This is a genomic window from Pseudodesulfovibrio sp. zrk46 (assembly GCF_012516435.1).
GTDB lineage: Bacteria > Desulfobacterota > Desulfovibrionia > Desulfovibrionales > Desulfovibrionaceae > Pseudodesulfovibrio.
Window position 1 is genome coordinate 3,460,036 of sequence record NZ_CP051216.1, and the last position, 13,552, is coordinate 3,473,587.

The 13,552-nt window shown below is 46.6% G+C and carries 9 protein-coding genes; 4 read left to right on the forward strand and 5 right to left on the reverse strand.

The genetic code is table 11. From position 1 onward, the window contains the following. Position 1 precedes the first annotated feature (1 nt). Both HFN16_RS15670 and HFN16_RS15675 read right to left on the reverse strand, forming a co-directional pair. Positions 2–757: a MotA/TolQ/ExbB proton channel family protein gene (locus tag HFN16_RS15670; protein ID WP_168891650.1), complete on the reverse strand. Its 756-nt coding sequence runs from the start codon at positions 755–757 to the stop codon at positions 2–4. Between the two features lie 3 nt (positions 758–760). Continuing rightward, a complete protein-coding gene (locus HFN16_RS15675; RefSeq protein ID WP_168891651.1) occupies positions 761–1,882 on the reverse strand; it encodes a FapA family protein in 1,122 nt (373 codons plus the stop codon). 271 nt (positions 1,883–2,153) lie between these two features. On the opposite strand from HFN16_RS15675, the gene HFN16_RS15680 reads away from it, so the two are divergent. The 3 genes from HFN16_RS15680 to HFN16_RS15690 all read left to right on the forward strand — a co-directional run bounded on the left by HFN16_RS15680 (position 2,154) and on the right by HFN16_RS15690 (position 3,625). Then, complete coding sequence (locus tag HFN16_RS15680; protein ID WP_168891652.1) at positions 2,154–2,549, forward strand: flagellar protein FlaG; 396 nt, start codon at positions 2,154–2,156, stop codon at positions 2,547–2,549. Positions 2,550–2,697: 148 nt separating this feature from the next. After that, positions 2,698–2,994 (forward strand): hypothetical protein, encoded by a 297-nt coding sequence (locus HFN16_RS15685; RefSeq protein WP_168891653.1) that lies wholly within the window; start codon positions 2,698–2,700, stop codon positions 2,992–2,994. Between the two features lie 13 nt (positions 2,995–3,007). Further along, positions 3,008–3,625 (forward strand): NAD(P)H-dependent oxidoreductase, encoded by a 618-nt coding sequence (locus tag HFN16_RS15690; protein WP_168891654.1) that lies wholly within the window; start codon positions 3,008–3,010, stop codon positions 3,623–3,625. Positions 3,626–3,691: 66 nt separating this feature from the next. Here the strand turns inward: HFN16_RS15690 and HFN16_RS15695 are convergent, their stop codons facing one another. The 3 genes from HFN16_RS15695 to HFN16_RS15705 form a co-directional block, all read right to left on the reverse strand. Then, a complete protein-coding gene (locus HFN16_RS15695) occupies positions 3,692–7,294 on the reverse strand; it encodes a PEP/pyruvate-binding domain-containing protein (RefSeq protein ID WP_168891655.1) in 3,603 nt (1,200 codons plus the stop codon). A 361-nt stretch (positions 7,295–7,655) separates the two neighbouring features. After that, positions 7,656–11,357, reverse strand: coding sequence for a pyruvate carboxylase (locus HFN16_RS15700; RefSeq protein WP_168892391.1), 3,702 nt, complete (start codon positions 11,355–11,357; stop codon positions 7,656–7,658). An 82-nt stretch (positions 11,358–11,439) separates the two neighbouring features. Next, a complete protein-coding gene (locus HFN16_RS15705) occupies positions 11,440–12,354 on the reverse strand; it encodes a biotin--[acetyl-CoA-carboxylase] ligase (protein ID WP_168891656.1) in 915 nt (304 codons plus the stop codon). A gap of 27 nt (positions 12,355–12,381) precedes the next feature. Between HFN16_RS15705 and HFN16_RS15710 the strand changes: the two genes are divergently transcribed. After that, positions 12,382–13,491, forward strand: coding sequence for a tRNA nucleotidyltransferase (locus tag HFN16_RS15710; protein WP_168891657.1), 1,110 nt, complete (start codon positions 12,382–12,384; stop codon positions 13,489–13,491). Positions 13,492–13,552 lie beyond the last annotated feature (61 nt).

Consider the following 13,552-nt stretch of genomic DNA (forward strand, 5'->3'; position numbering starts at 1 on the left):
ACTATGCGGACTCTTCACGCATTGCTGGAGCCAAGAAAGCCTGAAGCTTTTCTTTGACGACAGAAGGATGGTCGCCTCTCTGAAGAGATGAAACACCTTCCACCATAATCTGCATAAACAAGGCATCTTCTGCAGACCGCTCTTCCAATTTAGTAGCCATAGGCAAAAACACACAGTTTGCCATAACCGCCCCATAAAAAGTTGTGAGAAGAGCAACAGCCATAGCCGGACCGATTGATGATGGATCGGAAAGGTTGGAAAGCATGTTCACCAAACCAATCAAGGTACCGATCATTCCAAATGCAGGGGCCATCGCTCCCATCCCTTTGAAAACGGCCTGACCTTGACGATGACGTTGCTTCATGAATTCCAATTCAATTTCCATGACAGAACGAACTAAAGCCTCACTTGACCCGTCAACAACCAACATCACACCTTTTTTTAGAAAGGGATCATCAATCGCGACTTTTTCTAAAGCGACAAGGCTCTCCTTTCGTGCAGTGTCAGCCAACGACGTAATCAAACGTATTATTTCCTGTGGATCATTGGATTTGAACAGCAAAGTCTTTAAACCAACTTTAATAGTTCCAATAACAACGTTCATAGGAAACATTACAAAAGTAACAGCAAAGGTGCCACCAATGACAACGACAACGGAGGGTATATCGAGAAACCCAGCAGCGTTACCACCCATAAATATGGTAGTTAAAACAAGACCGAACGAGCCGGCAAGACCGATAAGGGTTGCAATATCCATAAGCTATCTTTTCATTTTTTTAGCGGCAGCGCCAATTTTTACTTCACCATTATCATAATAAAAATAAACATCTTCCAAAAAGTCATCAACTTTTAAGTATGCGGATCCGATGGCAATTTCCACTCCTGGCTTAACTACTCCCGTAACCAACACTTTGCACTCATCAAGAACCTCAGTAGCCTCTATGCCATCCCACAACTTCTGTTTTAAGAGCTTGACTAGCTCTATTTCCTTTTCAGCAGACGCAAGTTTTTCTTTTATTTCGGTAGCATCATCTTCGTTTCGATCAATCGCCTTTTTATATAGGGAGATATCAGCATGTAATCTCTTGATACGAATATTATACTCTTCATCAGCGAATAACAGGGTAGGATTATAACCAAGGACAATTAAGGTATCGGTCCCAAGCCCTCCGCCCAATTGCTCGCCAACATAAATATAGTCATGACAATAATAGTTGCCACCGGTCAAACGTCCTCCTACCGCAAGACGCTTACCTGCATACACATCAGTATGCATTAAAGCCCCTTTAACGAGAACATCTTCTCCAGCCTTAAGTGTACCAAATTCGCAAAAAGCAGTCTTAATAGTCTTGCCAGCTTCAAGATAAGCCTCTTTGCCTCCCTTGATTCCACCGCGGCAATTCAAATTTCGCAATGCTTCAATATGAGCACCTTCTATTTGACCATTAACAGTGACATCTCGTCCACTGAGAGAAAAACCAGTTCTAACTGCTCCGCCAACCGTAACATTGCCAATAAAATCAATATTGCCTGTATGAAAATCAATATCTTTAGGAACGACGATGTCCTCTTCAACAATGATCTTATCGTTTTCATATCTGACACAGCCATTGACAGCTGCATATAACTTATTAGGCTGTTTTCGCTTAATCCCTGTACCACGTCCTGCAGGAAAGCGTTTTTCTTCATGGACAAAGCGAGAATCGACTTCAACGCCATCTGCACCGTTAAATTCAACCCATTCTGCAATAACGCTGCCGGCCTCCACATTTTGAACATAATTCAACTCATAGTGGTCGACACTACCGTCATCTTGTAATTCAGGCTTAAGATGATTCAGATCTAAAGTAGGATCAAAATGGTGCTTCAAAAAAAAGGGCATTGTCCCTCAACTTTCCTAGGATAACCCTCGCGATATAATACTTCGAAGGCTTAAATAGCAGAACCCTCTAGAATTTCATTACATTTTAAACGACAGAAATCTTATTAAAAAATGGTAATACAGTCAATTAGTTTGAAATTTTGATTAGAACAAGTCGGAATAATCAAAGTTTTTATTTTAGAGCCTAAAGTTGAACTCGAAGTTGCCGATAAAATAAGCGTAAGAGGCAAGTCCGGTTGGGATGATTCGTGCAACACCAGGGAGGGAGCCCATGAATATCCCCGAAATTACCAATGAAGTGAAGCAGGTCGCACGTTCGGAGAACGTGCATCCAGCGCAGTCGGTGGAAAGACCATACAGCCGCGACGGTAGCGTCAGGGCGGCTCCTGACGCTGTCCAAAAGCAGAATGCGCTGAACAAGGAAAACCAAAATCCTCGTGAATTTTCACGAGAAGAGATGAACTCCTTTATCAAGGATGCAGAAGAACAGTTGGAAGCTAAGGATATCCAATTAAAGTTCAATATCCTTGAAGAAGACGACACCATTCAAGTCGAAATTGTCGACGCCGAAGGAAAGACTATTCGAAAGATCCCAGGCGATGAGCTTGTTAAGCTTTCACAGTCACTGAAGAGTCTAGAACGCGGTTTCATAGATAAGGTTTCCTAGCCACGAACTTCAGTATGCAGGCTTTCAAGCCCCCCCGAGCTGACAATGCCGGGGGGGCTAAAGCCCGTTCTACGGCCCAATACACTTGCCAAGCCCCTACTGCTGTTGCATATTGAAAATGGAAGGCCTTGAATACTAGGAGGAAATCATGTCCGACTTCAGCATTTCTGCTATGACCATGTCGTCAATGGCATCAGAGAATCAAGCGGCATCCTTTGAGAATTCTGTAGATATTGCCAGCAGTACAATTATGTCCGGTATCAACCAAGAAGGGGCTGACTCCCAGGAAAACGCCGTAGCTGGTGCAGAAGTAGCATCACGTACCACGGAATTCTTTGGAAATGGCACAGACTTAGGTTCGACAGGAACCGATATTGACGTGGCCCAAGCGATCAGTTCGACTCTTTTAGAGGGAACTGGAACAATCACCGACAAGGTCGTATAAAAAGGAGTCTTATATGAGCACGTTAATGTTCATTCAAGCTTCCCCAAGAGGAAGCCGCTCTCACTCCATTGCGCTAGCGAATGCTTTCATCAAATCTTACACAAATATCCATCCAGAAACGAAAGTTATCATCCGAAACGTATTCGACATGAAATTGCCAATACTTGACGAAAAGATGCTCACTGGAAAGTATAACATAATGCATGGACGCGACTTCACAGATGAAGAAAGAGGCCTATGGAGCGAGGTTGAAAAAATTATTGAAGATTTCAAAACAGCAGACAAATATGTTTTTGCAATCCCAATGTGGAACTTCTCACTTCCCTACCGCCTCAAGCATTTCATGGACGTAGTAGCCCAACCGACCTACACATTTTCCGTGGGGCCCGATGGATACAAAGGATTGATAAATGCAAAGGCTTTTATTGCTTACTCAAGAGGTGGAGACTACAGTGATGATTCGCCTTATAATTTCCAAGCATCCTACATGAACCATTATCTTAGTTTTATTGGCATAAAAGATGTGAAAAGTGTTGCCGTACAACCCACACTTGCAGGTGGCCCTAGAGGGCGCGATAAGGCAAAGACAACGGCTATCAATAAAGCTCTCGAACTAGCCAAGGTCTTTTAAAATTGATGGAATCAAAATAAAAGAGCCCCGTCCAAGGACGGGGCTCTTGCTTATTATTCTGAAAGCCTACCATTGCTTCTTGCGTTGAGCTTCTAAAGCAGATTCCTGCTCGTCAAAAGACTCGAAACCGGCATGCCGCATGGCGTCTTCCACCGTGTAATGCCAGTCCCAACTAGCGTAAATGACCGGTTTGTGGAACATGGCACGGAACTGCTCCATCTCCTGACGATAGAATTCTTCCTTAGGAGTCTCCATGTGCTCACGGAGCTGTTCACTGAATCGATCCAACTCTCCTTCGTACCATTCCATGAAGTCCTCAGGAGACTTATATTTCTTGAGAATGTGACCATAGCTATTCTCTTCCAACAAAGCACAGAGCTTAACCATGTGCTGCTTCTTCAACCACTCGCCCAAATCACGAGTTTTGATATTCTCGGCTTCTACTGCCGCCATATCAATCTTGGTCTGATGGTAGGTATCAGGTACGACCGAAGCGGAAACAATGCCCGCGATAGCCACCAAGCCACGCAAAATAACAGAGTTACTGACACCCTGGCCACAGAAGCCAACCTTCTTACCAACTTTCTGTCCGGCAAAAATCGCAGACAGTATAGCCCAAACAACGGCAGGATCTTCTTCATCATAGATATGCTGAAGGCTAGCGTTGTCTCGATCGGTAGCCAGTACCATCTGGGTCATGTCGTTTGAGCCGATAGAGAATCCATCGACTTCCTTAAGAAACTCTTTGCAGAGTACGGCATTACTCGGAATCTCGGCCATAAGAATAACTTTAAGTTCATCGCGACCAGATTCAAGATTGTGAACCTGCTTAAGGTAACGCTTCATTGAACGAGCTTCTTCCAAAGTACGGACAAACGGGAACATAATGGACAGATTCTTTCCACCATAGATACCACGGGCCAGCTTGAACGCTTCGAGTTCCCAGTCGTGAATATTACGAGAGACACCGCGATAACCAATCATAGGATTATCTTCATGGGCTTCGAACAAGGATCCGCCCAACAGATTGCGATACTCATTCGACTTGAAATCAGTGGTACGGTAAACGATATTACTACCATAGAAAGCCATTGCGAATAGGGCCAAGCCCTGAGACAGAGTTTGGATATAATTTTCTTTACCAGTGGTATAACCACGGGCTTCAAGAATACCACGAATACGATCGGGCAAGGTTGCTACCTCGTCCATCTCAGACTTAAGTCCCATCTTCAAAGCGACTTCTTCACGAAGCGCGGTAACCTGATCAATGTATTCTACAACCTCAGGCTCTTCCTTAAGACGCTCAATATAACCGGCCACAATCTTTTCGTGCTGCTGACGAATCTTCCAAGTCTCGGTACGAGGTTGGGGCATAGGCTCAAGCATATCATGGAAGCCAAGAATGACGGCCACATGAGCATCAAGATCTATGGAAGTCTTGAGCACATCTAAACGCTCCGTAGCGTGATTAATGTGTTCGTCAAGTTTGTGGTCCATTTCACGCAGCTTGCGATGCATGGCCAGCACTTCATCAGTGCTGCGGGAGCCTTCTTGCTCTGCCAGAGAATCCATTTCTTTGGAAAGACCGGTGATGAGTCCAACATACTCGCGAAGCTTAAGCGGCATACGAATCAGGCCATCATCAAGCTGCTGCTTCATGACCTTAGTCAAACGGGTGTCCATTTCCTGAAGCTTCTGATCCACCAGATCATTCAAAGTGTCTTTGTCGTAAGCTTCCAGTGCCATGGGGTGAACACCGATGTTACCAAGCATAAACTCAGCACGCAGAAGGCCAACCTCGAAATCTGGCACATTACGCAACCGAGACAGGAACAGAGCCTGACCAACATCAGCAAGGATCAAACCAACCTTTGTCTTGGTAGCCGGCAGTTCGGCAACATTGATTTCGCCGCCTACTTCCACCAGAGGCAGCTCCCCGCGATAAACTTTGCCGCGAGAGCCATCAACAGTGACCTGTTGACCTTCCAGAGAGCGAAGAGCCTCAAGGCGCTGGATACCAATAATTGCAGGAATACCAAGTTCGCGAGAGGTGATGGCCGCGTGGCTAGTGTCTCCGCCCACGTCTGCGAGGATAGCAGATGCGATACGCATACCGGGAACCATATCCGGATCAGTACGCTCGGCCGCAAGGATATCACCCTTATCAATTTTGTTCAGCTCCAGAGCTGAACGGAGATATTTAACCGTTCCCTGCCCTGCACCACGAGATGCGCCATTACCTTCCAGAATAACTTCAGCGGAATCCAATGCATCTTTGTCCACTTCGAGACGACGCATAAAAATGGTATCAGGATGCTGCTCGAAATCTTCGTTCCAACGGGTTTCGGGACGAGCCTGCACAAACCAAAGACGATCAGTCTTATCGATGCAGAACTCAGTGTCCATGATCATGCCTTCGTAGGCCTTAGAAATGGCACGAACCCCCTGAGCAACGGTCTCTGCCTGAGCAATAGACAGAGCCCAACGATTGACTTCGTTTTCCGGCACCTTAACCACATGAGTGCCGCTGCCATCTTCCTTGTATACGATCTTCTTCTCTTTGCAGCCCATGTAGCGGATGACAACTTCGCTTCCGCTATCGCGCTGGAAAACATAAAATTTATCAGGAGTAACCATACCACCGACAACAGCTTCGCCCAGACCATAGCTGGCATCAATGGAAACGAGATCATTACGATCGGTACCACGACAACCGGTGGCGGTATCGGCACTGAAAGCGGTTCCGGAGATAACCGGATTGATCATACGCATGAGGCAAACTGACAGGGAAGTATGCTCGATGGCCCACTCTTTCTTAGCAATCTCGGCAATGGAATCATCACCGGTTTCCTCAGCCCTAGTAATGGCGTCAAGAATGGCCTCACGACGATAAGTCATAGAGCGCAGGTTGTATGCGGAAGCACAATCCCAATGATAAGCTTCCAAACAAGTGTCAGCGCCAACTATATTAAGGTAAGTATCTTGGAGACCTGCAAAAGCCTTTTTACGACTATCTTCACCAGCTGCGGAGGAACGAACTGCGACAGGAACGTCGTCCATTCCTGCTTCCTTGCAGATGGAGAGGTAAGCACCTTTGACTTCCTTGGCGATATTTTCAGGAACTGTCACGGAAAGGATGGCAGACTGCACAAGTACGGAGCGCATACGGAGCTGGTCAATACCCTCAGGAGAAGTAGCAAAACCATCAACAACATTATTGATGAAAGTACGAAGCTTGATAAGCGTACCCGATTTCTTTGCAGACTCCTCAGCAACACGCTTACCAACTTCACGAACAAAATGCTGTAAGTATTCTGAATCCTGATTGACCTCGTCAGAATTCCAGTCGACCCTTTTATACTCTTTGTCTACTGTAGCACGAACCACGGCAGCATTCACCTTGGTTTCGTCCAGGATTTGATGAAATGCGTGAGAGGAAATTGCCCTAAATTCCGGGGCGCGGATGCCAGAGACCTGGCTGATGATGGCAGTATTATAGTTCTTGCCGCCGACAAGCAGTTCAGCTTCTTCGCCGATACCCTTGATATCAGCACCGTCTAGAATCATCTTCTGTTTAAGACGCTCTACTTTCGCCCCCGCCTTTTTGGCTTTACCAGTTTCGGCCTTGGGCTCGACCTGTTCTGCGGTTTTGGTCTGGGTCTTGGCCATCTCTCTCCTCCTGGATGATTCGTGCGGCATATTGTGACGTTTTAATCCAAATTCTACCGTGGCCCACGAAGTTATATAAGGTAATACGATTCATAAGAATCAATCCCGACTAACCATCAAAACCTCGATTACAGGTAAATTTAACTGTTCGTCAATGAAACAATTGGTCCAACCAGTGAACAAATATACCAATATATTTCATCCATCACTTCTTAATTAATCCAAAACAAGCACTTTAAAAATGAAAAAAAAAGAAAGGCTGACATGCATTTACAGCACATCAGCCTTTAGTTACTATTTCCAGCTAGTTGATTTAAGCGTAATATCTATATTAAACCAATTTGCCTAACAGCATTATTTTTTACATTTTCTGGCCGCAGTTGGGGCAGAAATTGACATCCTGGACAGGAACTTCCAACTTACAAGTAGGACAAATTCCGCCTGCAGGACCAAGCTCAACAATGAGTTCGCCTTCGACGACAGGAATCATCTTCTTGTCTTCGGTGTAGTTGCCTGCCTTGAGGACTCGACAAACTGTACCGTCAACAGGCGCTAGAACCGACTTCTCCTGCTTCATGATGGAGATGTTGAACAGCTCCTCACCAGCCTTAACCTTGTCGCCCGGACGCACATGAGTAACCCAAAGATCACCATTGCTGGGAGAACCTACGTGGTACTCATTGTTTGGATCGGCCATTTCGAGGGATTCTTTCGAACCAGCTTCCGGCTCAGCAACCTTGACCTGATGGCTAAGTACCTCTGAGTCAAGGATGTAGCGAACAACGACCATGCCATTCTCATCAGGTTCAGAAATGTCAAGAATACGCATGACGTGCGGCTTCTTACAATTACCCTGAAAGTGCAACACCTCGCCCTTTTCCAGGCCTTCGAACCAAACATCAACAGGCAAATTGTTGATGTTACCAAATTGTTCGCAGAATTCGATGGTGGTGATAGCATCACCAGGATGGTTGAGGTACATGACGAATTCTTCATCGGTGGGCTGACGATGCAAACGTTTCTGTAGTGCTTCCTTCTCTGCCGCCAAATCCACATCGACAAGAGTTTGGAGCGGAGACTCCTCGGTGCGTTCTGCAATAGCGGTTTCCCAACCTTTGCCAAAAGCAGACTGATAAACCCAGTCTTCGGGGAACCCAAGAGGCAGTTTGCCAAACTTGCCAAGCAAAAGGTTACGGAAGGCATCATTGGAATCACGATAGATATCCAACCGAGCCTCACGCTCAAGGTCTGTCAGATCCTCTTCCTTACAAAGATTCACGATATCAAGCATGTTAAGCAAACGTCGAACTTCACGCTCGCCACCACGCTTGTACGCACCGGTTACACCTAGAAAGGCCGTATTCCATGTAATTTGTGAACCAGGGGTCACGTCATGATAACGAACGATCTTACGGGTTCCTTCAAGGAATTTGAGCATATAGGGCAGAAGCTTGATGTAGCCCTGCTTAAGCGCACCTTCCTGAGAAGAAGAAGTCGCACCTCCCGGCATGCCATGGCGCACCACGTCATGATCAATCCCCTGAAAGTAAGGAGCGGTGTATTTGTCATAATACGGCATGATCTGCTTGAGCTGGAAATTAGTAGCTCGGATCATATCCTTATCAAGATGAGTCTTGAGACCGATCTCATCCTCTATGTAGGCGGCAGTGGAAAGAACTTCGCCCTGCCCGTACCAACGAACGGAAGCCCCCACAGCCACATCCACAATGTGCGCACCGGCTTCTGCTGCGGCGCCCATGGTCGGAACAAACAAACCGTCAGTGTAATGACGATGGGAATGAATGACCAGTTCAGGATATTTCGAAGTAAGAGAACCAATCAGTTCCTTCATGAATCTGGGAGGACATACTCCGGCCATATCTTTAAGGCCGAGAATGATCATGCGCTCAGCCTGCTTCTCCGAAACACCAGCTACATCAGCGCACATACGAATGATTTCCGCAGTAACATCCATATAGCGTTCCACATCGAATCCCTTCGCCCAAGACAAAGAAATGGCAGGTTCGAAGATGTTCTTCGTGGAGTTCAGCGCCACTTCAGCAAAAGGACGCATGTTTTCGATGTGGTTCAGGAAGTCAAAACAACGGATTACATCGTAATGCTCATTGATCATCTCACCTGTCAGCCGCATCACATTCTTTGGCTGCGGTTTGTAACCAAGTACATTTGTAGAACGAATGAGAATCTGCTTTAGTGTATTGGGAGCAAACTTGTTCCATTCAGCAGCTTCGGCAAACGGATAAGTCATGTTCGCCAACATAGCCACATGGAAATGAGCGCCACCGCCATTCTCCAAAGAGAAAAATCCGCATTTATCCAAAGAGGGCCCAACGATGCGGTCTTCGGCCAAACGGAAACGGTTACCTGAATTGGACTGTGTGATATCGCGTGTGGTTGTATCCGTCATATGGATCATACCAGATTCACGGTCAGAACGAAGGGTATCAAGAATGGCATCGCGATCCATACCACGAGTAATGCTCGGCTCAAACCAAGAAGATACTTCAGGAGGTTCAGCTAATTCAAAACGCCCGACCCGCTTATCCTCACGCCCACGATACTCACCGAGTTGAACGTATTTATTGTAACCGAGCGCAGAAACTTCAGCCACAAGACGGGTCATACGTAAAGAATCTGGCTCTCTATCTGAGTAATCCATGAGCTCAGCATAATTATGACGTACGAAGTTCGTATCATAATCACCTTCAATAAACTTCGGATGATCAATGATTTTACGATGGAAAGGAATAGTCGTTTTCAGACCGCCAATCATATACTCGCGCAACGCACGGCTCATCAGAGCCACAACTTTCAACCAGGAATTACCATATGCAATCAGCAACGAAGCTGCTGAATCATAGTTGGACGGAAAGCGGTAGCCATCACCAATACAGGAGTCGATACGGATACCTTGACCACCCGGCGAAACATAACGGGTGATTCGTGCAGAATTAGGCTCAAAGTTCTTCTGCGGATCTTCACAATTGATGCGACACTGAAACGCCCACTGAAACGGCTTAGTGTTCTCTTCGTTAAAACGAAGTTCTGCACCAAACGCAATGGCGATTTGCTCTTCCACCAAGTCAATGCCGTAGCGGCATTCGGTAATACCGTGCTCAACCTGAAGACGAGTGTTCACTTCAATAAGATAAGGCTCACCTTTGGCATCCACCAAAAACTCAACAGTGGCCAGTGAGTAATATCCGGAAGCTTTAATAAGCTTTTTGGAGTAATCCTTAAGCTTAGCGCGAAGCGCTTCAGAATATTTCGGCCAAGGAGATGGCGTAATTTCCACCAGCTTTTGGTGGTTGCGTTGAACGGAACAATCACGCTCATCGAAGCAAAACACATTACCGTACTTGTCAGCAATGACCTGAATTTCGATATGACGAACCGAGGTCAGTAACTTTTCAACGTAAAGACGCGGATTGCCGAAAGAAGCCTGGGCCAAGGCCGAAGCCTTAGAGAAAGCATTTTCCAGATCTTCTTCTTTGTAAACCTCGTAAATACCGCGCCCACCGCCGCCACCTTCTGCCTTAAGCATAATGGGAAGGCCAATTTCTTTGGCAATTTCACGAGCTTCGGGAATTGAAACAGCCCCTTCTGAACCGGGGACAACCGGCACACCTTCCTCAATGGCAAGCTGACGGACAGCTACTTTGTTACCGAGGGTGCGCATAGGGCCCTGCGGAGGACCAATAAAGATAATACCCGCTTCTTCACATCGGGCCGGGAAAGTATCGTCTTCGGAACCGAAGCCCCAACCGGGGTGAATAGCCACGATGTCATTGGCTTTGGCTTCTCGAATAACACGGTCCAGATCAAGATACGCACGGGGATCGGCACCGAGCATCAAAAGCTCGTTGGCACCGGAGGTAGCAGGTGAGGTTTTGTCCACGTCGGTGGCGGTCATGATCGCCTTTGCGTTGAACATCTCGGTAATGGATCGGCAAATACGCCTAGCCGGGATACCCCGGTTGGCAACCAGAATCCGCTTACCCTTGACCTCTTCAAGTACCTTTTCAAAGGACTTCGGCTGCATGGATTTCACTGACTCCTTGGACATAAATGGGAACATGCACCTTTCTTATTGAATCACCGCCTGCCATACAAAAATGCGACGATCACAAAGGCGCTATCGAACCGGAAAAGAGGACAGACTCTTTCCCTTCACGGCGTATGACGAGTCCGCCTAGAGGTGAAACCCCTACGATATCTGCGTAGTATACGTCACTCTCCCTCTCATGGATTCGGACGCGATGCCCCAGCCAAGCAAGTCGGCTGGTCATGGCTGATAGGAACTCTTCTGGTTCCAACTCGTCGAGCAAGCCTACATACACGGATTCTCCACGATTTACAAGAATTTCCCACAAGGCTAAAGGGCCACCAGAAGCCTTGTCTGTTTTCAAAATGGCCGCAGGAACAGAACGATCTTCGCGCATTTTATCATCAGGCGGAGACTCCTCAAGATTGACGCCCATTCCGAGAATAACGAGAGACCCCTTTTCTTCAAGCAGCATCCCACCAACCTTCCTATCTTGCTGAAGAAAATCGTTGGGCCATTTCAACTCAATGTGCGTTCCTAATTCTGCAAAAGCTTCAGCAAAAACATAGCCACACACTAACGGCAACAGATGGCTCCATAGCTCAAGCCACGGTCCGTCCTCTGGCTGATTCGGCAACACGACGGACACATGAAGATTGCCCGCAGGCGATATCCAATGACGCCGCAACTGCCCTCGCCCATGGGTCTGATTAACGGCTATAACAGCTCCCCACGCCCCTAACGCCCCCTTCTCAGCCAAATAACGCGCCACCTCCATTGTACTGGTGCATTCGTTAACAACTACGACCGTACAGGACGACTCAACAACACTTCGTTGAAAAGAACCAACACCTTCAAGCTCATAAGGTTGCCATACACCTAAACGATCAAACTCATTGCTCCATGATTTAGACACGACAATTTGGCTTCTCCGGGTCGCAGGCACCACTCCTTCAGCACCGCTTTCCCAGTAGTAAATTCCTTGTGGCAGCATGGTTTACCTTCTGATAGTAAATACTTAATGGATATCTATCTTGCTGGCGGAGCCGTCCGCGACCTTATCTTAGGGCACTCAATTACTGATCGTGACTATTTAGTCACCAACACATCACGTGAAGAATTCGTTAAGCGCTTCCCTAATGCACAGCAAGTTGGTCGAACGTTTCCGATTTTTTTGATCAACAAAATGGAGTTCTCTTTCCCTCGAGGAAACTCACTAGACGAGGAAGTAAAATCCAGAGACCTAACTGTCAATGCACTACTACTCAACTCGCAAGGGGACCTAATCTGTCACCCTCGTTCACTTGAGGACTTAAAAAACAAAGTTCTCCGTCCCGCCTCAAAGCAATCGTTTATTGATGACCCACTGCGTGTTTTTCGAGCCGCTCGGTTCTGGGCCAAGTTTCCAGATTTCACACCTCACGCGAGTTTACTGGAAACAATGCACTCCGTTTCCCAAAACGGCCATCTAGATATCTTACCTGCAGATCGAATTGGCCAAGAAACGATCAAAGCCCTTAACACAATAAAGCCAGGCAATTATATTCGACTTCTCACACAAACTGGATGCCTATCTCCTTGGTTCGATGCACTCAATTGTATCTCTCAATCGTCCACAGAGTCTACGGACTTTCTTTCAAACAATATTGTTGAGCATACAGCTCAACTAATGGACAAACTCAGCGGCAACGCCAAAGCAGTTTGGATGGGACTATGTCACGGCATCGGAAAAAGACATGGTGACAGCAAGACTCCCTTTCTCCATACACACGACATAAATAGAGAGGCTGTAGCAAAAGAACTCGCCAGTAGAATCAGATTGTCCAATGCATTGTCTATTGCAGGCGCCAAAGCTACCCGGTGGCATATGGCCGCATCACACTACGACAGACTCCCCGCAGACACACGTGTGGACCTTCTCATCGACCTTCATTTAGCAGGAATTCTTGATGAGTCATTTGACCTCGTTGCCGCTGATAATAATATTTTTTTTCATAAACGGGCTCACACTGACCTTGAAACTATTCTTACAGTCAACCTTAAGTCACGAGATAGAAATCTTGGTCCGAAATCAGGTGAAATACTCAGAGCTATGCGCGCAAAGAAGTTGGCCGTTCAGACAAAAAAATAATGCCTCTGTTTTGACAAAAAAATATGGAACGTATAAGAATTAAGCATTGAATCAGGAATAT